This is a genomic window from Natronoarchaeum sp. GCM10025321 (assembly GCF_042663585.1).
Classification (GTDB): domain Archaea; phylum Halobacteriota; class Halobacteria; order Halobacteriales; family Natronoarchaeaceae; genus Natranaeroarchaeum.
Window position 1 is genome coordinate 34,235 of the sequence record NZ_JBHTAN010000002.1, and the last position, 24,164, is coordinate 58,398.

A 24,164-nucleotide genomic window follows, 5' to 3' on the forward strand; every position below is an offset into this window, starting at 1 on the left:
CAGGTCAATCTGTGACCATTAGTCGATGTATCTGGACTTCTTGACCTTCCCGGGGACAACGCGTATTTCGGTTACGTGAAAACTGGCGGTCCCAACGTAAATACCCGTGGATTCGGGCGTCGTATATAGTATCGTTACTCTGGGGCGTACTCTTCGTGGATTCGATCCATTCGTGCCGCCATCACGAAGTCGGTTTTGTGGAGGCCGTCGATCTTGTGCGTCCACATCTCGATTTTTACCTCTCCCCACTGGAGGTGGATATCTGGATGATGCTATTCTTCCTCGGCGAGTTCGCCGACTTCGTAGGTAAACTCGAGTGCGTCACGAAAATCGTCGAACTCGTAGGTCCCTTTGAGGTGGTGTTCGTCTACTACTTCCCACACGTCTTCGTCGAGTTCGGCAAGGTACTCCGAGTATTCAGCCTCGGTGAGCGGCTTATCCTCTGACGTACACGCTTCACACGCTTCGTCTGCCAGTGCCGATGCCATATCTCCGTTTACACTCGCCTCCTGTTTGTACTTTGGTCGTCGTCGGAAGGGTTGACGATGCCAGGACTTACACTTCGATGACGGGGAGTAGGAACGGTAGCTATTCTGATCCCTCAAGGAAGTATGCTTTTCTTGATTCAGTAAAACAAGACGTATTGTCCGATTCGGCTGAACGATCTACTAACGCGTTTCCCGGAACGTCTCCTCCAGTAATGATTTGTCTACGGCCGGTTCACCTTCTATGCTGAATGGCTGTGTTTCAGAACATCCGGCGTGTCCTCGGACTCAGTGAGTCGTCTGCTACAACACATCATTACTGTTGTACTGAATGTAACACGGAATTTGAGTCTCAGACTGCTCCCCAGCGCATTCAGTGTCCAGAATGCCTTACAACAAAAGTTACAGAACTTGATAACCACTGACTGTCTCTTTCGAATCCATCTTGTTCCAGCAAACGGTATCCTGTTGCGGGCTTAAAATCGACATACAGTTCAGGCCGCAACGAATTGAGTCGGGGGTTCGTTGGTAGCCCGTAGACTAGTGATTATGCATTAACGGATAGAACATCAATGAGGGAATATATTGGAACACCATCGATATCCTCGACTCCCTGTTTATCGATCAGTACAGCTGCAGCGACTGGGTTTCCCCCTGTATCGGTTATCGCCTCAATAGTTTCGCGTAACGTCGTTCCACTAGTAATCGTGTCATCAACGATATGGCAATCGTATCCATGGACACTGGAAAAATTCCGCGAGAAACTACCCTCGAGACCCTCGATATCACCGTTCTCCCATTGATGTTTGCGTGGCGTGTACGTAGCGAGACCAGTGTCGAGTGTTTGGGCCACGACGGTTGCGAGCGGTGTCCCGGCTTTCTCAATACCGACCGTGAGTGCTGGTTCTTGATGTTGGTTTGGGAGCATATTAGCCATCGCGTTTCCAATATGCGTTAACCGTGTGCTATCACGCCCGATGGCATTCCAATCTACATGAATATCGTGAGGTTTCTTTGTGTCTACCGATTGAGTATCTCGGGTCGTCGATTTACTCCGTTCGACCAACCAGCTGGCAGTTTCACGAGAGACGTTCAGCTCGTCTGCGATTTCGCCCTTTGACACCCCTCGATTGGCTAAGGAAGCAGCATCCGAAATGAGATCATCAACATTCTTCATCTGTCTCGAACTTGGAGTGGTACGTTTTACGTGTGTCGGCCTGGCTGCTCGTCCTAAAAGGTACAGTGTGAAGGACTATGGACGTTTGAGTGCTCCTTCCTTGTCGAAGAGGCTGTGACTATCCTTTGGCTCTCCGGGATACTCACGAGCCGCGTCCGGATGGAATGTGACACCGAGTCCCGGTTCATCTGGCACCTCGATAACTCCATCTTCCACGGTGTACTCGTGTTCGATGATTTCGTCACCCCACTCGACGTCTCGACTCATATGTTCGAGGACTTCAAGATTTTCGAGTCCGGCACACAGATGGACTGACGCAGCCGTACTGACACCGGCGTTCGGGTTGTGCGGTGCGATCGTCATGTATCGAGCGTCCGCCATCGCTGCGGCGTGCTGGACTTCTCGGAGGCTTCCGTAGTTCGTCACGTCCGGCTGGATGATGTCGCAGGCCTGCTTCCGGACGAGATCTTCCATCGTCTCGTTATTGTAGATGCGCTCGCCGGTGGCGACGGGCATATTGACGTGCTGGGTTACGTCAGCCATCACTTCACGGTCTTCGAGTTCGACCGGCTCTTCGAGGAACATGATGTCGTACTCTTCGAGCGCGTCTGCGACCTCGATTGCTCCCCGGCGGGTAAACCGACCGTGACAGTCGAGGGCGATACCGATATCCCACCCGACGGCGTCTCGAACGGCGTCGAGGAGGTCGGCGACTTCGTTGAGCTGCGCATCGGTCAAAGAGTGTTCGTAGTGGGCGAACGGGTCACACTTCAGTGCTGGATATCCTTGTTCGTCGACCGCCTTCTCGGCATGATGGGCGTAGTTCTCTGGCGTGCGGTCGCCGATGTGCCAGCCGTTTGCGTAGACGGGGATCTCGTCGTGAACCTTGCCGCCAAGAAGTTTCCAGACCGGTTCGCCGTAGTGCTTGCCGGCGATATCCCAGAGTGCGATGTCGATTGCCGCAGCGACCGCGTTGATGAGCTTCCCGGCTCGCCACGCGAAGGGATAGCGCCGGAGCTTTCGATTGATTTGTTTCCGATTCAGCGGGTCCTCGCCGATCACGTAGTGCTTGTGTGCTTCTGCGGTGGCTTCGAGGGCTGCGGTCAGTCCTTCACCACTTAGTGCCTCACCGACACCGGTGATACCTTCGTCTGTCTTGATCTGGACAAAGAACCAGTTCCGCCAGTCGGCGTCGACGACGAACGTCTCGACGTCAGTTACTCGCATAGGGATACTTTCTGAAGGATTGAAAAAGCCGTTCCGACTTCGATACAATCAGAAGAAATCTGCTGGAATCGCCGGACAGGAATTTCACGGTGATTTTATATCGGGAGCAGTTTCGTTCAGATAGGTGCGCTCCCTGTGAGTTCCGGGACCGGTTTGATTCCCCTCGTCGTGACCATCTTAGGGCTGGGTGTCGCAGCCCAGGTGTTAGCCGACCGGCTGGAGATCCCGAGCGTGCTCTTTCTTATTCTCGCTGGAATTCTCGTCGGTCCTGAGGGTCTCGATGTTGTTGGCCTCGAAGCCTTTGGTGGCCCCGAACCCCTCTCGGCCATCGTCGGTCTCTCGGTCGCGATCATCATTTTCGAGGGCGCAGATTGAATGGTGCCATCCCGAACTCCACGGATGAGCGAGCGGGGACAGAGTATCGGGGGCCAGCGATGTACGTCTACTCTGATTCGACTTCGGTTTCGGAACCCGTTTTGCGATGTCGACGAAATCCTGACTTGATATGGCTGTGACGAACGACGAGTTGCAGTTTTCCTCGCTCTACCTCACTCGATTCGCCACCAGTTTCGGGTTCATGACAGTCCTGACGCTTCTGCCGGACTACATCGATGCGCTCGGGGCAACCGGCGTGACGATCGGCCTCTTCATCACCGCGCTTGAACTCGCCCGGACGGTTGGTATCGTTCCACTCGGCTGGGCGGGTGATCGGTATAGCAAGCGGCTGCTCCTCGTTGGGGCGCTGATCGTGAGTGCCGTGGCATATCTGGCGCTCGCCCGCGTCACGACCATCTCTGGATTCCTCGCGGCACGGTTTCTCCAGGGATTCGGTCTCACAGGTACAGGACTGTTGGGGCTCGCCCTCGTTGGAGAACTCGCCCCGAACGACGGCCGTGCGAATCTCATCGGTAAGTACAACGCCTTTCGGATGGCCGCGGGTATCGCGGGGACGATCGGTTCCGGTATTCTCTTCGCACTCACCGGATTTGATATCCTATTTGGCATGTTGACGGTCCTCTTGGTTGTCGCCGCTGTGAGTATCTGGCTGTTCGTCGACAGTGATGAGACCACGATTACCGGCTTCGCATTCACCGATCTCGCAGTGAATCGCCGGATCGTGACGCTCACCAGCTTTCGCGCTCAGTATGCCGTCGCTGTCTCCCTCGTTCGCAAGTGGGTGCCCATTTTCGTCGGCGTGTCGGCTGCCCAAGGCGGGCTCGCGTACGGTACTGTCGTTGTCGGTGCAGTCCTCGCAACCGAGAAGGTGACGAACATGGTCTGTCAGCCGATCACAGGTCGGTTCTCGGACCGGCAGGGTCGAGCGCTGTTCGTCTTCGCCGGTGGCGGCGCCTACGGGCTGATCGCACTCGCGTTCCCGTTCGCGTCGACGTTCGATGGACTTCTCACGTTCTCCGTCCCGATGGCAGGAGAGATCACTGGTGCCGTCGTCGTAGTCCTGATTCTGAATGGATTGCTCGGTATCGCAGACGCATTCCGGGAACCTGCGAGTATGGCCCTATTCGCGGACGAGGGGAAAGGCGAGGGCATTACGAGTAGCTTCGGCGTTCGCTCACTGGTCTGGAAACCCGGAAGCGTCCTCGCCCCGCTCGCCGGTGGGTGGGTGATGGGTCAGTTTGGCATCGAGTGGGTGTTCTTCGTCGGCGGATTCGCCGCGCTATCGGGCGTCGCAACGTTCCTCGGAATTCTCTCGTGGGAACACGGGTCACGCGCCCTTCGTCAGTGGTGAGTGGCCATTCTGAAAACCAAGCTCTGTCTCAATCCTGAACTATTAAGAGACCATCACATTACCATCTATTTGAGGGGTGACTGCCCTGTCTGTCGCCCACTACGGAGGTCGATAGGATATGTCAACACCACTCCACGGAGATATCGAGCAGCAAGACGATCTTCAACTGACGAGTTTTGCCTTCGATGACGGCGAACCGATGCCTGATTCGACCGGCTACGTCAACGAGAACGCCAATCCACAGCTCGATATTAGCGGCGTTCCGGCTGAGGCTGAAGCCCTGGTGTTAGTGCTTGACGACCCCGATGCACAGCCCGTCGCCGGCCACACGTGGGACCACTGGTTGGCCTGGGACATCGACCCCAATATCGGAACGATTCCGGAGGATTGGGACGCTGTTCGCGCTGTCGAGGGTTACAACGACTACGTCGAACAGGGATACGGTGGACCCTCGCCGCCGGAGGGAAGTCACGACTACCGGTTCAAGCTCCTCGCGCTCGATTCTGAACTTGAGATGCCCGAGGAGACGCGGAAAGCACGGCTGGGGTCGGCGATCGCGATGGAGGCTGAGATTCTCGCAGCGACGCAGCTCGTCGGCACCTACGAGGCGTCTCAGGGAACCGCCTTTTGAGGATCGGTCCCAGTATCGGGGCGCTTATTCCGTCCAGTGAAGCTCGTATTCGAGCTCGTATCGTTGTTCTCCGGTTTCCGAGTCGGTGAGACGTTCGAGCTCGACTTCGAACGTCGGTTCCTCGGGAACAGTGACAGTCTCTGATTGATCCGTACTCTCTAGCTGGACTGTCCCTGCTTCGATCTGCTCGGCAGCAGCGACGAGCGTTTCGGCGATCTCCGACCGGGAGCGCGATTCTTCAGTCTTGAAGAGTACTTCTTCGGGCATCAGTTAGCTCTACGGCCCCTAGCCTAATATGGTATGTCCCTCGTTCTCATACTCAGAGATCGTACTCCAGAGAATTGTCTCGGCTGGAGTTTTCTGAGCTCTGGCTGTTTGTCCTGCACATCTTAGTGCCCCGTTATTGAACCAGTCCGTATGGTCGATGTACGGGCACTGACGGTCGACGCTGTAATCGTAATCGATGGAGAAGTTGTCCTTCTCGAACGAAATCATCCACCGTTCGAAGGATCGTGGGTCCTTCCCGGTGGACTCGTCGAACCGGATGAAACTACACGGGAAGCGTGTATCCGAGAAACGAAGGAGGAAGTCGGTCTCGACGTAACTATTGACGGGTTCGTCGGCCTCTACGATGATCCCGACCGAGACGAGCGCGGAAACGTGAGTGCAGCGTATCGATGTACGCCTCGTGGTGACCAAACACCGACGCCTCGTGAAGAAGCCGCGCAAGTGGAGACGTTCGATCCGGAGAATCTGCCCGAGATGGGATTCGATCACGAACAGATCGTCACTGACGCGTTGCGTGAGTGACCGGTGTGTTGCCGGCGTATCGTTCTTCGTAGTAGCTCTCGAAGACGCATATATGGACTCCCTCGAGGCGCTGTTCGACTTCGACTCCGCACTCGTGTTCGGTATCGGTGGGAGCGGCGATATCGTCGGGAGTCTTCCGACCGCTCGGTTACTGGAACAGCACGGACTCGATGTCCTCCTCGGCGGTATCGCGTGGGAACCCGTGCCGAAGGATACCCGTCCTGGTCCGCGGTCCTTCGACGAGATCGGTGGTCTCGACCGTCTCAGCGAGACAGTCGGGCTCGCGAGCGCTGAGACGTGAACGCAGGACGGGCTCGAATTCACGGAGACGCTCGTCGCTCGCCACTACGATACCGACACGGCACTCATCGACATTTCGCACGGTGTCGATGCCGTCCGCCGGGGAATCGATGCGGCTGCCCGGCAGCTGGACATCGACCTCGTCGTCGGTGTCGACGCGGGTGTGACGTCCTCGCGAGGGGAGACGAACCAGGCCTTCGGAGTCCGGTGACGGACGTATCGGACTGGTCGCCCTCGACGACCTTGAGACAGCCGATTGTCTCGGCGTCTTTGGGTACGGGAGCGACGGTGAACTCACACTCGACGAACTCGAAGTGCGATTCGAGGCGATTGCCAGCCGCGATGGCCTGCTGGACGCGTGGGGGTTGACACCCCATGTGCGAAATGAACTCGAAGACGTGCTCGCTCACGTCGAGACTGAGGCGAGCGGAGTTCCCATCGAGGCGGCTTGAGGGAATTTTGGGCTGCGGCAGATTCGGGACGGCGAGGTTGCGGTTCAACTGACTCCGACGAGTCCTGTCACGTTATACTTCGATCCAGCACCCGTGGCGACATCGTCCCGTATCGCGGCTTGCGTTCGAGGGACGGACTGAACGAGGCGACGACAGCACTCAACGAGATGGGACTCCAGACGGAATTCGAGACGGAACGCCAGCGGCTTACCAACTCCTGACTCACACGGCGGAACTCAGCTATCTGGAACCAGCGGCTCAAGTATCTCGACGGATTCGTCAGCCTGGCGAATCTCGATCGGTTCGCCAACGGTCAGTTCGTACGTCTCTTCAGCGTTGTCTCGTGTGAGGACCGCGCTGGAGGCGTGCTCGGATTCCAGCATTTCGACCTCGACGACGGCGTCCGCCGAGAGCACTAGATAGTCCGGCGTCTCGACTGGCGTGTGGACGTTGTTGAATGCGACGCCGAGCCCCTCAGAGAACGTTCCGTTAGTGATCGACTGATAGTAGGCTGTCGATCCAAATGGCGTCGCTACGAGTACCCCATCACCGACGATTCGATCGAATTCATAGTAATCGCCTCCGTCTTGAATCCGCATCGTGAGCACTGCTGCGAGAGTCGGCGACGAATGGTGGACACTCACCTCGTTTATTGCGGTGAATTCTCCGCGGAGTTGTGTCCCGTCGTGGTAGGCGGCAATCTTGCGGTGCTCTCTGATTGTGTACGTATCTTCGTTGGTTTCCGATTCGAGCCTATCGAGCGTCTCTACCAGCTGGTCACTATCGAGCTGTGTCTTGAACCCTTTCGAGTCGCCTGTTCGCACCGGCAGGATCGTCGGATCGGAACAAGCCCTTGTAGCGTAGAGAATCGTCCCATCGCCACCGAGCGTAATAATGATCGCGTCGGGGTCGTACTCCTCGACGACATCGAATCCCTGTTCTTCGAGTGTTGTCTCCCACTCCTCCTGGTGGGTCTCGTCATTCGAGATCACGTAATAGCGCACGGTAGTCCTCTTGTTCTTACGCAACCGAGGTTTTGTAGGTGTCCGTTCGGTCGTTGCTGTGTCGAGAGGGCACTGTCTAGTTGAGGGATTGAGAAGTGAGCAGGCCGTAGCGAGAGGTGCTCATGTCACTCGCAGACCTGCTCAGAGAGACGTTGGAAATGGACAGTCAAGACGTTTGGGAGAATGAGCGCACCCCGACACCCGTCCGGTGGTTTGGGGTGCGTCTCCATACGGCGGGGCTGTCGATCAGGGAGATGGTCGCTATCTTAGAGCTGTTGGGTGTCGATCGCTCTCACGGTGCAGTCTGGAACTGGGTTCATAGGCTATCTGAAACACAAAGCGACCCGCCGACGGCGTCGCCGTCGCGGGTCGCGGTCGATGAGAAACAGATCGAGGTTGACGGCGAGAAGAAGTGGTTGTACGCCGCTGTTGACACTGAATCAAAGCTGCTTCTCGAAGTTGACTTGTTCAGCCGCCGCGGGACTGACCCCGCGGCGGCGTTCCTGCATCGGCTCACTCAGAAACACGATGTCGCCGATTCAGTGTTTCTCGTCGATGCTGGCGGCTATCTGACTGCCCTCTCACGTCACGATTTGAGCGGTCGGCTCGACTACCGAATCCGGAACCACATCGAAAAATGGTTCCAGACTGTGACCATGCGAATCGACCGCTTTCACTCCTTCTGGAGGGGCAGTCAATCCAGCGCGAAACAGTGGTTACGACGCTTCAGACACCACTACAACCACGAGAGACCCAACCAAGCACTCGATGGACGAACGCCAGCTGAGGTCATCCAGAACTAGACAGTGCCGTCGAGAGGGTTTTGTCGTATCCTCGACTATGGAGAGATGATGCCCGACATCTCAGTCAATGAAGAAACAATCGAGCGACTCGACGCACTTCGCATCGAGGACGAAAGCTACGACGAGATCATCAACGAACTCATCAACATCTACGAAACTGAGGAGCTGACGCTGTTTAAGACCGAATAATCGTACTGCTGAGATTAAAATTAGTCCGTAGCCACTGATGGACTCTCATAGTGGCGAAGTTACTCCTGGTTAGGGGCGATGTTGCTGATGCACTACTCGTTGATTCTTTGTTCGAGTTCTGTCTGTAACTCTTCAGTCTCTTTTTGCAGGCCGTCGCTGATCTCGACCGTATAGGATTCGGGGTTCTCGATTTGTCGAACTGTCTCCGGAATCCGTTGCCGTCGATCTCGTGCAGTCTCGCGAATCTCCTCGAGATCAGGGAGCTCAGTCACTCGTTTACCGTTCTCGATGACGGTCACGAGCTGTTCTTCACCGGATAGTGACTCGTCACGGAGTCCAACGATATCGCGGACGTACTCGTCGTCTTCCTCAATCCGCCGGACGCTCTTCGCACCGGGATAAGTCAGCTTTCCCGTCGAGAGTTTCATCGTCGGGCGCATCTCGCCGTCGCGTTGGACTGCGACGAGCTTGTAGACTCCTTCGACTTTCGGCGAATCCGTACTCGTGACCAGTGCCGTCCCCGGACCGAATCCGACCCCAACGCCGTCGCGTTCGAAAAACTCCTGAATCGCGTATTCGTCGATACCCGAGGAGATGTACTGGTCGAGATCAGGGGTCACTTCGTCGACTTCCTGGGAGAGCGCGGGTAGATCCCCGGAATCGAGTCGTACGCCGCGCACGTCCACGCCGGCGTCGTCTGCGACGTCTTCTGCGAGCTGTGCACCGCGTACTGTGTCGTATGTGTCGATCAGTAGGATGCTGTCGGCGCCGTGCTCGGCCACGAACGTCTCGAAAGACTCGCGCTCGGACTCAAAGCTCTGGACCCACGAGTGTGCCATCGTCCCGAAGACTGGAACGCCGAATAACTCCCCAGCAGCGGTATTCGAAGACCCCGCGAATCCCCCGATATACGCGGCTCGTGCGGCCTTGATTCCCGCGTCCGTCCCGTGGGAACGTCGTGAGCCGAAGTCGACCAGCCGCTGGCCGTCACCCTGTCGGTCGATCACGTCGCGCATCCGACTCGCTTTGGTCGCGATAAGTGTCTGGAAGCCGATCTGGTTGATTAGGACCGTTTCCAGCAACTGCGCCTGTAAGATCGGTGCAGTGACCTCGAGCATTGGCTCGTTTGCGAAGACGGGTGTCCCCTCGGGGAGTGCCCGTACTTCGCCCGAAAATTCGAGTGACTCAAGATGTGAGAGGAACGACGAATCAAATCCCTGTTGGTCCAGGAAATCGAGCGCTCGGTCACCGAACGAGATGTTTTGAATGAAGTGAATCGCCTGTTCGAGCCCCGCTGCCACCATGTATCCGCGATTCTCCGGTAAGTCACGGAAGAACAGACTGAACGTTGCCTTTGGATTGTGGTTCTGATTGTAGTACGTCTGTGCCATCCGCAACTCATACAGGTCTGTAAAGAGCGGTGCGTTTTCTGGGGTGAGATAGCCGAAGGTCGTTTGGGTCATGGTACACCAGCGTCTATAGGCCACTTCGTGTTAAAACGACGAGCTACGGTGCCTCGAGTCAGGCGTTTCTAATTATCTGATCATAGACCAATAACGTCCACCGTATCGTCTGTCGAGCTTTGCCCCAACGTTCATTCTCTGACGAGTCGAATCGTTCGTGTATGGCATACGATCCAGAGAGCACCGCGGTTATCGTGGTGGACATGCAGAACGGGTTCTGTCACCCTGACGGCAGTCTGTATGCACCGGCGAGCGAGGAGGCGATTGATCCTGTGAACGAGGTCATCCAGGCAGGCCGCGACGCTGGCGCATCGATCGTCTTTACCCGGGATGTCCATCCGCCCGAACAGTTCGATGATGCCCACTACTACGACGAGTTCGAACGCTGGGGTGAACACGTCGTCGAGGGGACGTGGGATGCGGAACTCGTCGACGACCTCGACGTGCGAGACGAGGACCACGTCGTCGTCAAGCACACCTACGACGCGTTCTATCGGACCGATCTCGAAGGGCATCTCGATACGCATGGTATCGACGACCTCCTGATCTGCGGGACGCTCGCGAACGTCTGTGTCCTCCATACGGGAGGGAGTGCCGGGCTCCGCGATTACCGACCGGTGGTCGTGCAGGATGCGCTCGGCTTCATCGAAGAGGACCACCGCGAGTACGCCGTCGAGCACGCCGACTGGCTGTTCGGCGAAACTACCGACCGCGTCGATATCGAATTCCAGTAGTGGACGTCTGATATCGTACTTCTCTCAGTGTAGCTTCAAGCCTGAAAGTGTGAGTTCTCGTCGCCGATATGCAACTGCCAATACGTGGAATTTCTCTGACGCCGTCCGAGATACACTCAGTAAGAGCAGTTGCCTGAACTCCACGACGGATCGAAAGTTAACACATATATCCGACAACCGTGTACTCCTATTTATATGCAGTTCTGTGATGAGTGTGGTTCGATAATGCACACAGAGGGCGACACGTGGGTGTGTCGCTCCTGTGAGAACGAGGAGCCGCGAGACTCTCACACAGAAGCGGCGATGACGACCCAGAATGGACAGCGGGACGACGGAGCACCCGCCGTGGCCGACGCGACCCAGGACGCCACCGAGACGATGCAGGAGCCCTGTCCGGCCGAGGACTGCGACAGCGACCAAGCCTACTACGAGATGATGCCGAAGCCGGGCGGCTCCTACGAGGTTCGGCTGTTCACCTGCGTCGAGTGCGGCCACAAGTGGCGCGAGTCCTGACGGCGCATCTCGCAAACTCCGTGGCTACTGAGCGGCTGGTTCAGCGTCTTCAGTACAAAGACGCAGCCGTGCCGCATGTGACCTCTATATCGGTCACACCCCTTCTATCAGTTGTTGATACTACCTTCCCTCCGTTGGAGTAGCGGACCCACGAGAACAGGTTTGAAACACCACTCAGTCGACCCGTCTAGGGGTGCTACTGGTCGCTCACAAGCTGTCGTAGGATGTTTCGCTCTCGGTCCGAGTAGGCGATAACACGAACGTCTTCGAGTGTCGTCGGTTCGAACGCTTGGATCTCGTCGCAGATGAGGGATGCGCCTTCGTGTGTGGAACCCGCCGGAGTCACAGCCAAGCAATGGCTATACCAGCGATTCGCAGCCGGGTTCATCGGCCGTTTCGAGGGAATTTTGCGTGGCCTCGCGAATACTCTCGGCAGTTGCGATTGGGTACGGGCCTGAATGGGACATCGCAGCTGTGTGGATCACGTAGTCGGCATCGAGATCGTACGCGTCCGTGACGATCACGTCTCCCAGTTCGACTGGTCCACGAGCGACTGCGTCGCGTTCGAGTGGCCCGTTTGCTACGTCGAGAAACGCGCCGGCAACGCCACTTCCCATCTTGCGCGAGGTTACCGCAGCGTTCACCAGTGCGTCCGCCTCTTGTTAGGCAATGTCGCCTTGGAGGACGCGGAAGTCCATCTGAATTAGAGAGTATCGATCGGAGAGCTAGCGACTGCTTCGTTCGATTCTCCGTCACGAAGAGTCCGTCTCAAAGACATCTAAAGTGGTCGGCAGTCTCCGCGAACAACTCTCGCACATCGTCCTCCACTACGCCGAGAATCGAATGGCGGTACTTCGGGAACCACACGAAGTAATACTTGCAGAACTAATCGAATACGCATGACTGCGGTATCCCTCCATCCCTAATCCCTATATTTATGATAGTATGGAACAACCGTCAAAGTATGGGTGAGGAAGCCACGAAAACCATCCAGACGCGCCTCCACATAACGTCTGGTGAGCGGTCGTGGCTTCACGATGCCCGCCTCGCCTCACGCGAGATATTCAACGACACCATCCGCCTCAAACGGCAAGGGTACAATCGCACCGAGATACAACGGGAGGTTGACCGCGACGACTTCTTGCGGAACAACAAGTGCGCGGTCGTCGGCAAAGCCCTCCAGACGTGGGACTCCTACCATTCGCTTAAAGAGTGGTGGGAGAATCAAGACGACCCTGATGACGGCAAACCGACGCCGCCGAGTACGGACAAATCTGGTGCGTACCCACTCGTGCTGGCGCACACGGAAGGCTACCGCCTCACCGTGGCCGACGACACGAACCGCGTCCGATTTCGCATCAGCCCGAAACCCTACAAAAAGGTGAACGGACACCTGCGCGGCGAACCGGACACAATGGACGAACTTCAAGACGCCCTCACGTCGGATGAGGTGGATGTGGGGCAGGCCGAACTCCTGTACTGCGATGGCGTGTACTACCTACACGTCACGGTCACACGCGAGTTCGACGTGCCCGAACCTGATACTGCCGATACTGTGGTTGGCGTGGATATCAACGAGCGCAACGTCGCGCTTACCGCTCTCGACCGCGAGACGATGCGGACGAAGGGTACACTTGTCCTCGGCTACGGATGGGTGAAGCAGGAACGCCAACGCTACCACACGATCACCACTCGCTGTCAAGAACACGGCAAGACGAGCATTCATCGGAAACTCGGCGACAAAGAGGAACGATTCGCCGAATGGGTACTCCATCGCCTTTCCCGTGCTGTTGTGGAGTTCGCAGCGCAGTTCTCGAACCCGGTTATCGTGTTCGAGGATATGAGCGGTATCCGCAAGGAGATGCAGTACGGGTCGTATATGAACCGCCGGTTGCACAAACTGCCGTTCCACAAGTTCGAGACGTTCGTCTCGTACAAGGCGATCTGGCGAGAGATACCCACGGACACGGTGGATGCGTACTACAACTCGAAGACGTGTTCGTGCTGTGGTGAACGTGGGGTTCGGAAAGGCCGCAGGTTCCGGTGTGCGAATGACGAGTGTGCCGTGGTGCAAGACCACGCCGACCGGAATGCGTCGGTGAACATCGCGTGGCGCGAGAAGGCGAAAATCGACGGGACTGATTCGGATTACCGGACTCACAAAACCCAACCGCAAGTCCGGTTGGTGCGTCTGTCCGGGTCGGGGCGCGTAAGCCGCCCAACCTCATCCCGCTCGCTTGCCGAGCAGGGAGTGCTAGCGCACGACTGAGGGAACTACAAAAGCCTCGGGCCACCGTGCCCGAGGCTGTTTACTTGCCGCTGATCGTGGATAGTCACGCCCTCTGGGGTGTGTTCGTTCAGCCGCTCGATTAGCTCTGAGGGGGACATACCCTTCCTCGTCTCTCCAGGCAAATAAAATACATTATAAATTATCTGGTTTCTCTACGCTTGATCGACCGTCGGTTGAGTGGTGTCACTACTGCAATTCGGCTTTTATTCGAGAGATCGCAGTGTCTGTGTCGAAATCACCCGCGGATGGGCCAATGACGCCGACCTCTTCGTCCGGGAGAAACCATATTCGGGCAAAGCCCGTTGTAGCGTCGATCCCGTCGACGTTCCAGATCTCTTTCTGCCAGTAGCTGGCAGTCTTTCCCGCGTGGAGTCGATTCACGTCTTCGGGGATCGGTTCTTCCTTTAGTTCTGTATAGCCCGCCTCGGTGAGCGTTTCTCGATCCAGATTATCGATCAGATTGGCCGTCAGTCGGGTTCGGAACTCCTCAACGGTCGCCTGATAGACGTCATCGGCGTATTGCTCGACGTCTCTCGACGGGATTTTTTGGCTAACGTGGTCGAACACCGCATCCGGATCGTCGACGGAGAAACTCGCGCTGTAGAGTGTCGCTTCGACCGTTTTCATTACTGTTCCATCAGGATGCGCATAGAGAATCACGTCGACAACCGGGTAGTCACCGATCTTCGGAGCGGTCGGATCGGGGATTTCGATGAGCGCGTTCTCAGAAATAGTCGTGATAGACTCGTAGTTGTCCTGGAGATATGTGAAGAAGGCACTGACCGCCTGTTCATTCGGATTCGCATTGAGGTGCTGGAGATATCGCTGTATGTCTCGTATTGCCTCGGCGTCGTCTGGGATATCAGAGAGCATCCCGATGTGCTTCGAAAAATCACGAACAGCTCCCCAGATCACTTCTCCAGGAATGTTCCCTTCGCCGCCCTCCGCGAGAAGCATCTTGTCAAACTCGTATGTAGAGATACGGTCCGTCTCGATATCCTGAACGAACCGGTCGACATAGTGATCGATAAACTGTTCCGAGTCGATATGCGTGAAGAGTTTCTCTTCGTCCAAATTCCTCACAATCCAGTTAGCCCTCGTTCGGGGAGGCGATAAAATCTTACCTCTCAACTATCAGTCTCTCCTCCCGATAAAACGAACGCACGTAGGGAAGGCCACGTATCGCAGACTATTTTCAAACAGCCATCCTACGCCAAATGGATCTGTCCGATATGTCGACCTGTGACACGGAGGGCGTGTCCGATCTGGCGCCGAGTGCCAAGCTTGTCTACAAGGTCCTCGAGTACAACGGCGAACTGACCCAGAAACAGATCGCAGAAAAATCTCTATTGTCTCCACGGACGGTACGCTATGCACTAAACGAACTCGAATCCGCCGGCGTCGTCGAGGACGATATTTACTTCGCAGACGCACGACAGCGGCTCTATCGGCTCACCGAGTCGGATACTACTGGGGCGGAATAGATTCCTTCTGGTACTGCGTCTTGGATACGTCTTTGATGAGGCGGATATCGAAACATCTCTGGCAACGCGGTGATGCACGTTCAGTATGAGACTCGTATCCAGGGTGGTGCTTTCGTGACCGAAGACATACTCGACGAACTGTTTGCGATCATCGAGGACCGAAAAGAGACGCTTCCTGACGGTTCCTATACGGCGTCGTTGTTCACCCACGAGAAGGGAGACAACGCCGTCCTCGAGAAGCTAGGTGAAGAGACGACCGAACTCGTCTTGGCCGCCAAAGACGAAAATACCGACGAGATTGCCGCCGGGAGTGCTGATCTCGTCTATCATCTGTTAGTACTCCTCTCGATGTACGATCTCACGCTCGACGATCTTCGAGCCGAACTCGAACACCGTCGATAAGTGGGTCATAGAACCGCGAGTTACTTTTCGTAGTCCCGTCTCGCATTCTAATAGGTAAAGTGTGAGTATGGACGAACTTGATCAGGTTGTGACCAATGCAACGCCGGAGGAGCCGGACTCGGTGCGAACAGTCGTTGCTACGTACGAGGAAGCACTCACATCGACCTCGAATTCATCATCGGATCTCCGGTCACTTCGCTGGCAGTACTATCGCCCGATCGCAAACTTACTCAAAAAACTCAGCTTTGCACGTTGAAGTGGTAGCGTGACGTAAGCGGTGGCAAAGACGGATGATGCCGATCACGGACTTCCTATCATGTACGCGCGTGTTCGACGAGTTCGACTCGCTATCACCAGCACAACGCCGTCACGCCAAAACCTACGCCACAGGTCTTGTTGCGGCCAGCAACAAGACCGTGGCGGGCATCGCACGCGAAGTTCTTCCAGCCAGCGGAAAACGAGCTCTCAACAAGTTCCTCACCGAGTATGACTGGGACGAACAGCAATTCAACCACGAACGTCTCGAGGAACTCCAGAAACACGGTGAAACACGCTGGTCAAAGGATGGCTACATCATCCTCGACGACACGATCACCGAGAAAGCCGGGGACGACGTCCCCGGCGTCGGCCGGTTCTACGATCACGCTGAAGGTGACACTGTCTGGGGCCAAGACCTCATCTACGCCTTCTACGCCGACGACAAAACCGCCTACCCCCTCACCTTCCGCCTCTACGAACAACAGGACGACAATGACCAAGACCACGACACTAAGTACGATCTCGCCCGCGAGATCGTCACGGAACTCGAAGAAGAGGTAGGTGTGCCTGCGGACACCTACCTCTTCGACTCGTGGTTCGCTCACGATTCTGGCCTTCCTGAACACATCGAATCCTACGGCAAGGACTGGATCGGCCCGCTCCGCAGCAATCGCAAGGTGACCTACGCCGGCGAAGAACTCCGCGTCGATGCGCTGGCAGAGCGCATCGACACGGTCGAGCGCGATGTCGATGAGGAAACCTACCATATCTGGACGAAGAAGCTTCCCGTCTCCCAGTTGGGAGACGTGAAGCTGGTTATCGCCGAGAAAGAAACCGAGGCAGACGAAGAGAATCCGGTCAAGTACCTCGCCACGAACAAAATCGACGCACCGACCGAGCACGTGATTCGCTCCTACGGAATGCGATGGCGCATCGAGACGTTCTTCGAGGACTCGAAGCAGGATCTCGGCCAGGAGACTGCGAGATGCAGACCGACGAAGGTGCCAGTCGGCACTGGCACCTTCTGATGGCCGCCTACAGTCTCGTTCGTCTTGATCCTGACTCGAGCGCCTTGGGAACGGTTCGCTCGAAAGCGTCATCGCTTCGAGCGAACCTCGAACACTCCCTGAAAGAAGCCGTCTACAACCTCCTCTCGTGGGTTCGGGACAACGATGACCAAGGCGTTGATGACCTCATGGAAGAGATCGACCACCTCTTCGTTCACTCAACAGCTGACGCTAACGTGCAAAGCTGAGTCAAAAAACTGCGCTACAGCATGGGTGGGCGTTCTACGACAAGCTGCTCGCAACGTATTCACCGCGTGACCAGTTTGGCGTTCCCGCCTGTAGTCACGTTCTCGTCAACGGCGTCGGGCGGTTCGTCATTCGAACCCGATATCAGGACGATGTCGAGGCGGTTCCAAGTACGGCACTTCGATATCTCCGTGCCTATTCGAGTGCGTCCGAGTATTTCCTTGCTCGCCAAGAAGCGTGGACGTACGGATGGGGTATCGGACATCCCTCCCATTCTATCGCATCGTATTTCCAAGGGAGTGTCGAGGATAACCCTCGATGGGTGCGCTCGGCGCTCGAACTAGCGTTTTATGCCGATCAGATGGCAGCTACAGACCTTCTAGAGAAACTCCTCAGAGGATGCAATTGAGTTCTCTGTTCAGCTTACGCCCGATTTGACGGTCACAAAGGAGCGATTTCTCGTCGAGTGTCTCGTGGGCCCCGATACTGGGTACGATCCGACTGTTCCCCGGTACTGGAGTTGGTGGGAGGAATCTGGGTACTCGTTTGATTGGGATTGCTCTATTGAGTCTCGTCTCCGCGATCGTATCACAGAACTCGAACTAGATCTACCCTCAGACTGGACGTTTCAGGATCTTCGATTCTAGGTGTAGCGGTTCAGAGCTTGCCAGCCTGCCGGAGCTGTGCATGCTGATCTTCGGTCAAAATCGTTGTTCCACATTCCGGACAGGTGGTATCCGTGAGCCTGACGATATCCAGTTCGACATCGCGACTCCTGAACTCGCAGTTGGGACAATCGACACCCGCTGCTTTCCCGCCCAAGAAGATAACACGGTCTCGGATGGTGTCGTCCAAAGGCACCTAGGAGTCTAATAAACCGTCTGGGGAAAGGATTTCGGAACTCTTCTGAATGGGGATTTCAGTAAAACGAACTCCTCCGAATTGGTTCGATATCAGTAATTCTGTGATCTGTGTGGTATACGAAGGACCGTACATCGTCGGTATTATCAATTTGAGTTTGATATCGTCATCTGCGGGCGGTTAACTCAGTTTGGATAGAGTATCTGGCTTCGGACCAGATTGTCGCGGGTTCAAATCCTGCACCGCCCGTCGAGGACCAGTGGTCCTGTTCGATTTATAATGATCCACTCGGAGCTTTGCGTTGCACGGCTGAGTCGACTGTATGCCTGCAAGCCATCTGTTTTGTGACACTCTTATTGAGGGTTGTTTTGGCGAGTTCAGTATCGAGAGAATCGACAGTCGCCTTTCACAGGAGGTAAATCGGTGATGGCGGAACTCCTAGTATGGACGAGATTTTTGCTCCGTGGCGGATCGAGTGGATCGAGCGAGAGGATAAGAACCCCGATGTGGACGAGTGTATCTTCTGTGAATTCCCCGAGCGAGACGACGATCGGGAGCATCTGATCGTCGCGGAAAACGACCACGCGTTCGTCATGCTCAACAACTACCCCTATAATCCAGGGCACGTCATGGTCATTCCGCGAGCGCATACAGGGGCGTACGAGGAGCTTTCAGACGTGGTGTTGCTCAGTCATGCACAGCTCAAGACGCGGACATTCGAAGCGATGAGAAAGGCGTTCGACCCCGATGGGTTTAACGCTGGGCTCAATCTTGGGGAGGGAAGCGGGGGGTCGATTGGTGACCATTTGCACACCCATATCCTTCCTCGCTGGGAAGGAGATACGAACTTCATGCCTGTCATCGGAAATACCAAAGTTATCGTCCAGGCTGTCGAGGAAACGTACGACCGCCTCCATACTGCATTCGCGGGCCTCGATGATACTCGAGCTGTTGACGGGGAGACTGCAGTTCGAGTGGACAGCTAACTAGCCTCTTCTCGGTCATCAGGGGCAGTAGTGAGGAGAAATCACGATAGAGATGGCATCGAGCGTATATCGCTACTGATTAAGCGTTTCTTGCTCTGGCTTCTACTGTGCCGTGGTAGCTCAGTTGGCCAGAGCAGACGCTTTGTAAGCGTCCAGTCGAGGGTTCGACTCCCTCCCACGGCTTTCGAAGCGGTGTGGTATGAGAACGCGAGAGACCCAGTCACCCCCGCCCTTTACGTTGTAGACTCAAATATTCAGTATGTACTATGATATTGTCCAGGGCGACATCACTCGGCAGACCGCCCATGGGCTGGTGAACACTACCGATCCCGAGTGTCGGATGGAGTGTGGTGTTTCGGGTGCGTTTCGAGATCGAGTGGGTGACTCAATGGTCGAAGAGGTAACGCGAGAGCAGCCTCTCGATGCTGGTGATGTCGTCGTAACCCAGGCGTATGATCTCCCTGCGCTCTACCTTCTCCATGCAGTCCCTGTTTCAGGAGCTGGACTAGCGACAGAAGCCAGCATTCGAACAACGACCCGGACTGTTCTAGAGCGGGCTGATCACTTGGGATGTCGATCTCTTGTCCTTCCGCTCCTTGGCTGTGGAGGCGGAGGAGTCGATCTTGAAGCAGGGGCAACGTGCATCTGTGGGGAAATCCAGCAGTTTGATCCCCAATCTCTGGCCGATGTCCGCGTGATTTGCCATTCTGAGAGTGATTTCGAGAGCCTTGTGGACGCCACTCGTGAAGTTAGAGCTGTTCAAGGGCACTGGTAAGGTACCTCCTCGTACGAGTTCATGCAGGAGGTAGCATCGGAGTTCCATCTGCCTGAGGACCGAGAGTTGGTCCGTTTGGCGGATCGTCGGGGTCGAGTCGTCGGAACTGCTGATAGTCTGTCGACCGTTCGACTGGGATCCGACCGATGGCAGTGATCATCTCGACGTAGTCCTGGAACAAACGGAACTCGCCGTATTCTCCGCCTGCCCGCTTGGTTATCTCCTCGGAGAGGATCGTCCCCATGAAGTCGTCTGCTCCGCAGGAGAGCAGTTTTAGCCCCTTCGCATTCCCGAACTTCACCCACGACGACTGGATGTGGTCGATATTGTCGAGGAACAGCCGTGAGACGGCGATCATCAGTTCGTCCTCGGCATCGGAGGCCCCAGTTGAGACCATGCCGCGGTCGTAGAGAGGCGTTTCCTGATGCACGAACGAAAGCGGGACGAATTCAGTGATGTTCCCGGTCCAGTCCTGGAGTTTGCGAATCCGCTCAAGATGGAGAACGCGATGCATCTCGTTCTCGACGTGACCGTACATGATTGTCGAGGTCATCGGCAGGCCAACATCAGCTGCTGCGGTCATCGCGTCGAGCCACTCGTCGGTACTTATTTTCCCGGGACAGATAACCGACCGCACTTCGTCGACAAGGATTTCAGCAGCTGTCCCCGGAACGGAGTCAAGTCCAGCTTCCTTCAACCGCAAATAAACCTCTCGATAGCTCCAGTCCGCCCCGCGCTGGGCGTGATATGCTTCCTCTGGCGTCATCGAATGCACGTGGACGCCACCGACGTCCATCGCTTCTATCTGGGCGCAGTAGGTGCTGGGATTCGTCTCGTACTCGCTAGGAGGACGGTAGTTCAGATCGCCGCGGTCGCTCGTATCGAGAACTTCGCGATGTTCATCGTCGAGTGCAAACGCTGGATGCAGACCTGAAACGGACGTTACCTCGTAGATGCCCGTTTCGAGGGCCTCACGAACGATAGCTCGCGATTCTGTAGGTGTCTTCGTGAACCCACCGTGGCCCTCTTGATAGGATGTTCGGAACTGCTCGGAGCGGTCCTTGAAATTACAGAAGAGACAGCCCGTGTTGCAAGCAGTCGTGACGTTATTGTTGAGATTCGCGACGAACGTGACTTCCTCACCGACCTGTTCCGCCCGTCGACGATCCGCCGCTTCGAGAACAGCCTCCTTGCGCGTCGGATCAATTCCCTGTCGATCCGATCCTGTGGTCATCAGCTCGACGCCGTCGGCCACAGTCAGTCGCTTGCCGCTTCTCGCCTTGTCTAACGCGTTCTCGAACGATTGATCCGTCTCGGGCTGGTGAGTGAAATCGAACCGCTGCCGCGGGATGTTTGTCCGTTGTTCGGGTGCGTTCGCCACGGAAGCCGATTCTCGCAGTAGTAGTAAAAAGTCTGCGTGGCCGTCGCTTTGAGAGCCGTTGTCTCCCTCCACACCCTTTTTCAGTATCGGTTGCCGACCTACACGTGATTACTGCCGAAGAGTTTGGGATATGACCGAGATTCAGCTCACAGTCGAGAAAGCGTATCCGACCGATACTGGGAAAGGGATTGCTCGAATCGCCCCGTCTAGCCTCGAGGAACTCGAACTGAGTCCTGGTGCATTCGTTGCTATCGAGGGGGAGCAGACGGCGGTTATGAAAGCACAGCGGGCCGATCCCGAAGACTGGGAGGAGGATATTATTCGTATTGATGGCTTTGCTCGGGACAACGCCGGCGTCGCTCTCGGGGAGCGAGCTACTGTTCGATCGGCGTCGATCCAGTTCGCCGACGAGGTCACGCTCGCGCCGACCGACGAGATACAGACCCCGCTCGATCCCGATGTTGTCGGTGTCGTCAAACAGCAGTTACTCCACCGCTCTGTCACCCAACATAATCTCGTTCCAATAACTGCCCAGAGCACGCAGCCGTTCCTGCGCTCGCCCGGAGATACGCTCACCTTCGTTGCGACCGATGTCGATCCTGCAACGGTCGTCGAAGTCACTGACGACACTACTATCAAAGTTCGCGAAACGCCAGTCTCGCAGAATCCCGACGTCCGAACACAGGACGGCATTACGTACGACGAGATCGGCGGACTTCAGGAAGAACTTGACCGCGTCCGGGAGATGATCGAACTCCCACTCAATCATCCCAAGCTCTTCGACCGGCTGGGTATCGAGCCACCGAAAGGTGTCCTCCTGTATGGGCCACCTGGCACAGGAAAGACGCTTCTTGCAAAAGCCGTCGCCAACGAGACCGCCGCGAGCTTCCACTCGATTGCCGGGCCGGAGATCATCTCGAAGTACTACGGCGAGTCCGAGCAAGAGCTCCGTGACACCTTCGAGGAGGCGCAAGCGGAGGCTCCCGCGATCATTTTCATCGACGAACTGGACTCGATCGCTCCGAGCCGAGAGGAGGTCACGGGAGAGGTCGAACGCCGAGTTGTCGCCCAGCTACTCTCATTGATGGACGGACTCGACGACCGCGGGGAGGTCGTCGTTATCGGTGCGACGAATCGACACGATGCGGTCGATTCTGCGCTTCGACGCCCTGGCCGCTTCGACCGGGAAATCGAGATTGGTGTTCCCGACGAAGCCGACCGGGAGGAGATCCTCCGTATTCATACCCGAGCGATGCCACTGGCGAAAGACGTCCATCCAAGTGATCTCGCGACGCAGACGCAGGGCTTCGTCGGTGCAGATCTCGAATCACTCGCGAAGGAGGCCGCGATGCACGCCCTCCGACGGTATCTTCCGGAGATCGATATCGAGGAGGACGAGATACCGCCGTCTCTCGTCGAGCAGATAGTCGTCAAAGCGGTCGACTTCGAACGTGCCCTTCCCGGAATCGAGCCCTCTGCGCTCCGCGAGGTCGACGTTCGGATTCCAGAGGTAACGTGGAAGCACGTCGGGGGGCTCGATACCGTCAAGCAAGAGCTTCGCGAGAGTGTTGTCTGGCCACTCGATAGCCCGGAGAAGTTCGAACGACTCGGGATCGATGCAGTGTCGGGCGTCCTTCTCTATGGACCTCCCGGAACGGGGAAGACGCTCCTCGCGAAAGTCGTCGCCAACGAAACGGACGCGAATTTCATTCCGGTTCGCGGGCCGGAACTCCTCTCGAAATGGGTCGGCGAATCTGAAGAAGCGATCCGGGAGGTCTTCCAGAAAGCACGAAAAGTCTCGCCCTCGATCGTCTTCTTTGACGAACTCGATAGTCTCGCGACGAGCCGTGCCCAGGGTCCGGACGGTGGGAGTTCTGACCGTGTCGTCAACCAGCTCCTGACGGAACTCGACGGCCTTCAGTCGATGGAAGACGTGGTCGTAATCGGGGCGACGAACCGGCCGGATATGCTCGATGCGGCACTCCTACGGACGGGGCGGTTCGGCCGGTTGATCAAAGTTGAGGAACCAACATTCGAGGATCGCGAACAGATCCTCAAGGTGCATACCGAAGAAACGCCGCTCGCCTCCGACGTGAGTTTCCGCGAGTTAGCCGAACAGACCGACGGCTACGTGGGGAGCGATCTCGAGAATCTCACCCGAGAGGCCGCAATCGAAGCGCTACGAGATGACATGGAGGTCGTTTCGATGCGTCATTTCGATCGCGCTATCGACCGGATCCGACCGACGATGACCGATGCGACCAGTGAATACTACGAGCGGATTGATGAGGAACTCGACCGAGAACGCTGGCCGGACACGACCGGGAGTGGTCCTCGAGGCTTCCAGTAAGCAACGGGAGGTATCAGGAGAACTTTTGGGCTGGCAGTTTGTGGCCCGGGCTGTCGATGATCGTACTTCACGCGAGTTTTCCGATCGATCCGGGTCGGCGTGATGAAGCGCTCGAACTGGTCGACGATCTCGTCGAGCAGTCACAGGCAGAGGACGGGATGATCGAGTACCGGGCGACGACGGATGTCCAAGACTCGAACGTCATCCGCTTCTTCGAGCAGTACGAAGACGCAGAGGCGTTCGAGTCGCATACGGAAACAGCACACTTCCAGGAGTTTGAGGCGGCACTGCCGGACCTCCTTGCCGGCGAACCCGAAGTTATCCAGTTCGACGTCGATAGCGCTACCGAACTCGAGCTGTAACGTCGTTCTCGGCAATCGAACGCCGTCGGGACTGCACTATACACCGAGGGTATTATAGAATCATTGATAAATATATTACTTTCCTCACATATGGCTGAATACGCTGATAAATAGAGATGTAACGTGTCAAACATCGTCTCCGAATCTATCATATCCACCGTCAGTGGCGAGTCGATACTCCACTTGAAGTACGATACGGTTATCCCTGTCCAGAGAGAAGATAAGGA

The 24,164-nt window shown here is 56.3% G+C and carries 23 protein-coding genes, 2 tRNA genes and 5 pseudogenes; 20 read left to right on the top strand and 10 right to left on the bottom strand.

Annotated elements, in window-relative coordinates; all coding sequences use genetic code 11:
* Positions 1–134: 134 nt before the first annotated feature.
* The 3 genes and pseudogenes from ACFQL3_RS01905 to ACFQL3_RS01915 form a co-directional block, all read right to left on the bottom strand.
* Positions 135–488 (bottom strand): annotated as a pseudogene (locus tag ACFQL3_RS01905) (4a-hydroxytetrahydrobiopterin dehydratase).
* Between the two features lie 544 nt (positions 489–1,032).
* On the bottom strand, positions 1,033–1,662 hold the full coding sequence (gene gfcR, locus ACFQL3_RS01910) for a transcriptional regulator GfcR (protein ID WP_377050895.1): 630 nt from the start codon (positions 1,660–1,662) through the stop codon (positions 1,033–1,035).
* Between the two features lie 75 nt (positions 1,663–1,737).
* Positions 1,738–2,889 (bottom strand): mandelate racemase/muconate lactonizing enzyme family protein, encoded by a 1,152-nt coding sequence (locus ACFQL3_RS01915; RefSeq protein ID WP_377050897.1) that lies wholly within the window; start codon positions 2,887–2,889, stop codon positions 1,738–1,740.
* A 135-nt stretch (positions 2,890–3,024) separates the two neighbouring features.
* Here ACFQL3_RS01915 and ACFQL3_RS01920 point away from each other — a divergent pair, with 135 nt between their 5' ends.
* The 3 genes from ACFQL3_RS01920 to ACFQL3_RS01930 all read left to right on the top strand — a co-directional run bounded on the left by ACFQL3_RS01920 (position 3,025) and on the right by ACFQL3_RS01930 (position 5,267).
* Positions 3,025–3,264 carry a hypothetical protein gene (locus ACFQL3_RS01920; RefSeq protein WP_377051045.1) on the top strand — a complete coding sequence of 80 codons (240 nt, stop codon included), beginning with the start codon at positions 3,025–3,027 and terminating at the stop codon, positions 3,262–3,264.
* Between the two features lie 136 nt (positions 3,265–3,400).
* Positions 3,401–4,636, top strand: a complete 1,236-nt coding sequence (locus ACFQL3_RS01925; protein WP_377051039.1) for an MFS transporter — start codon at positions 3,401–3,403, stop codon at positions 4,634–4,636.
* A gap of 118 nt (positions 4,637–4,754) precedes the next feature.
* Complete coding sequence (locus ACFQL3_RS01930) at positions 4,755–5,267, top strand: YbhB/YbcL family Raf kinase inhibitor-like protein (RefSeq protein WP_377050899.1); 513 nt, start codon at positions 4,755–4,757, stop codon at positions 5,265–5,267.
* A gap of 24 nt (positions 5,268–5,291) precedes the next feature.
* Here the strand turns inward: ACFQL3_RS01930 and ACFQL3_RS01935 are convergent, their stop codons facing one another.
* Complete coding sequence (locus tag ACFQL3_RS01935; RefSeq protein WP_377050901.1) at positions 5,292–5,534, bottom strand: amphi-Trp domain-containing protein; 243 nt, start codon at positions 5,532–5,534, stop codon at positions 5,292–5,294.
* Positions 5,535–5,684: 150 nt separating this feature from the next.
* On the opposite strand from ACFQL3_RS01935, the gene ACFQL3_RS01940 reads away from it, so the two are divergent.
* The 3 genes and pseudogenes from ACFQL3_RS01940 to ACFQL3_RS01950 all read left to right on the top strand — a co-directional run bounded on the left by ACFQL3_RS01940 (position 5,685) and on the right by ACFQL3_RS01950 (position 6,829).
* On the top strand, positions 5,685–6,077 hold the full coding sequence (locus ACFQL3_RS01940) for an NUDIX domain-containing protein (RefSeq protein WP_377050903.1): 393 nt from the start codon (positions 5,685–5,687) through the stop codon (positions 6,075–6,077).
* A gap of 52 nt (positions 6,078–6,129) precedes the next feature.
* Positions 6,130–6,588: pseudogene (locus ACFQL3_RS01945) on the top strand (DUF1152 domain-containing protein).
* Between the two features lie 13 nt (positions 6,589–6,601).
* The gene (locus ACFQL3_RS01950; RefSeq protein ID WP_377051041.1) at positions 6,602–6,829 is read left to right on the top strand and encodes a DUF1152 domain-containing protein; all 228 of its coding nucleotides are present in this window, start codon (positions 6,602–6,604) and stop codon (positions 6,827–6,829) included.
* A 236-nt stretch (positions 6,830–7,065) separates the two neighbouring features.
* On the opposite strand, the gene ACFQL3_RS01955 is transcribed toward ACFQL3_RS01950, so the two are convergent.
* The gene (locus tag ACFQL3_RS01955; protein WP_377050905.1) at positions 7,066–7,833 is read right to left on the bottom strand and encodes an NAD(+)/NADH kinase; all 768 of its coding nucleotides are present in this window, start codon (positions 7,831–7,833) and stop codon (positions 7,066–7,068) included.
* Positions 7,834–7,955: 122 nt separating this feature from the next.
* On the opposite strand from ACFQL3_RS01955, the gene ACFQL3_RS01960 reads away from it, so the two are divergent.
* On the top strand, positions 7,956–8,636 hold the full coding sequence (locus ACFQL3_RS01960) for an IS6 family transposase (protein ID WP_377050907.1): 681 nt from the start codon (positions 7,956–7,958) through the stop codon (positions 8,634–8,636).
* Between the two features lie 48 nt (positions 8,637–8,684).
* Positions 8,685–8,825, top strand: coding sequence for a DUF7557 family protein (locus ACFQL3_RS01965; RefSeq protein WP_377050909.1), 141 nt, complete (start codon positions 8,685–8,687; stop codon positions 8,823–8,825).
* Between the two features lie 92 nt (positions 8,826–8,917).
* On the opposite strand, the gene ACFQL3_RS01970 is transcribed toward ACFQL3_RS01965, so the two are convergent.
* Complete coding sequence (locus ACFQL3_RS01970) at positions 8,918–10,288, bottom strand: nicotinate phosphoribosyltransferase (protein ID WP_377050911.1); 1,371 nt, start codon at positions 10,286–10,288, stop codon at positions 8,918–8,920.
* 161 nt (positions 10,289–10,449) lie between these two features.
* On the opposite strand from ACFQL3_RS01970, the gene ACFQL3_RS01975 reads away from it, so the two are divergent.
* Positions 10,450–11,022 carry a cysteine hydrolase family protein gene (locus ACFQL3_RS01975; protein WP_377050913.1) on the top strand — a complete coding sequence of 191 codons (573 nt, stop codon included), beginning with the start codon at positions 10,450–10,452 and terminating at the stop codon, positions 11,020–11,022.
* Between the two features lie 195 nt (positions 11,023–11,217).
* Positions 11,218–11,535, top strand: a complete 318-nt coding sequence (locus tag ACFQL3_RS01980; protein WP_377050915.1) for an RPA12/RPB9/RPC11 RNA polymerase family protein — start codon at positions 11,218–11,220, stop codon at positions 11,533–11,535.
* 196 nt (positions 11,536–11,731) lie between these two features.
* On the opposite strand, the pseudogene ACFQL3_RS01985 reads toward ACFQL3_RS01980, so the two are convergent.
* Positions 11,732–12,182, bottom strand: a pseudogene (locus tag ACFQL3_RS01985) (macro domain-containing protein).
* A 133-nt stretch (positions 12,183–12,315) separates the two neighbouring features.
* Positions 12,316–12,455, bottom strand: a pseudogene (locus ACFQL3_RS01990) (IS200/IS605 family transposase); the annotation flags it as partial.
* 44 nt (positions 12,456–12,499) lie between these two features.
* Here ACFQL3_RS01990 and ACFQL3_RS01995 point away from each other — a divergent pair.
* Positions 12,500–13,804, top strand: coding sequence for an RNA-guided endonuclease TnpB family protein (locus tag ACFQL3_RS01995; RefSeq protein ID WP_377050917.1), 1,305 nt, complete (start codon positions 12,500–12,502; stop codon positions 13,802–13,804).
* A gap of 207 nt (positions 13,805–14,011) precedes the next feature.
* On the opposite strand, the gene ACFQL3_RS02000 is transcribed toward ACFQL3_RS01995, so the two are convergent.
* Positions 14,012–14,908, bottom strand: coding sequence for a hypothetical protein (locus tag ACFQL3_RS02000; protein WP_377050919.1), 897 nt, complete (start codon positions 14,906–14,908; stop codon positions 14,012–14,014).
* Between the two features lie 149 nt (positions 14,909–15,057).
* Here ACFQL3_RS02000 and ACFQL3_RS02005 point away from each other — a divergent pair, with 149 nt between their 5' ends.
* The 7 genes and pseudogenes from ACFQL3_RS02005 (at position 15,058) to ACFQL3_RS02035 (ending at position 19,844) form a co-directional block, all read left to right on the top strand.
* Positions 15,058–15,309 carry a winged helix-turn-helix domain-containing protein gene (locus ACFQL3_RS02005; RefSeq protein ID WP_377050921.1) on the top strand — a complete coding sequence of 84 codons (252 nt, stop codon included), beginning with the start codon at positions 15,058–15,060 and terminating at the stop codon, positions 15,307–15,309.
* Positions 15,310–15,381: 72 nt separating this feature from the next.
* Positions 15,382–15,711, top strand: a complete 330-nt coding sequence (hisE, locus tag ACFQL3_RS02010) for a phosphoribosyl-ATP diphosphatase (protein WP_377050923.1) — start codon at positions 15,382–15,384, stop codon at positions 15,709–15,711.
* Positions 15,712–16,001: 290 nt separating this feature from the next.
* Positions 16,002–17,224: pseudogene (locus ACFQL3_RS02015) on the top strand (IS701 family transposase).
* Between the two features lie 1,033 nt (positions 17,225–18,257).
* A tRNA-Arg gene (locus ACFQL3_RS02020) sits at positions 18,258–18,332 on the top strand.
* A 194-nt stretch (positions 18,333–18,526) separates the two neighbouring features.
* Positions 18,527–19,069 carry an HIT family protein gene (locus ACFQL3_RS02025; RefSeq protein ID WP_377050925.1) on the top strand — a complete coding sequence of 181 codons (543 nt, stop codon included), beginning with the start codon at positions 18,527–18,529 and terminating at the stop codon, positions 19,067–19,069.
* A gap of 109 nt (positions 19,070–19,178) precedes the next feature.
* Positions 19,179–19,252 (top strand) — tRNA-Thr (locus tag ACFQL3_RS02030).
* A gap of 157 nt (positions 19,253–19,409) precedes the next feature.
* A complete protein-coding gene (locus tag ACFQL3_RS02035) occupies positions 19,410–19,844 on the top strand; it encodes a macro domain-containing protein (protein WP_377051043.1) in 435 nt (144 codons plus the stop codon).
* 19 nt (positions 19,845–19,863) lie between these two features.
* On the opposite strand, the gene cofH is transcribed toward ACFQL3_RS02035, so the two are convergent.
* Complete coding sequence (gene cofH, locus ACFQL3_RS02040; RefSeq protein WP_377050927.1) at positions 19,864–21,225, bottom strand: 7,8-didemethyl-8-hydroxy-5-deazariboflavin synthase subunit CofH; 1,362 nt, start codon at positions 21,223–21,225, stop codon at positions 19,864–19,866.
* Between the two features lie 130 nt (positions 21,226–21,355).
* On the opposite strand from cofH, the gene ACFQL3_RS02045 reads away from it, so the two are divergent.
* Both ACFQL3_RS02045 and ACFQL3_RS02050 read left to right on the top strand, forming a co-directional pair.
* Positions 21,356–23,575, top strand: coding sequence for a CDC48 family AAA ATPase (locus ACFQL3_RS02045; RefSeq protein WP_377050929.1), 2,220 nt, complete (start codon positions 21,356–21,358; stop codon positions 23,573–23,575).
* 56 nt (positions 23,576–23,631) lie between these two features.
* On the top strand, positions 23,632–23,937 hold the full coding sequence (locus ACFQL3_RS02050; protein WP_336331012.1) for a putative quinol monooxygenase: 306 nt from the start codon (positions 23,632–23,634) through the stop codon (positions 23,935–23,937).
* The last annotated feature ends 227 nt before the right edge of the window (positions 23,938–24,164 follow it).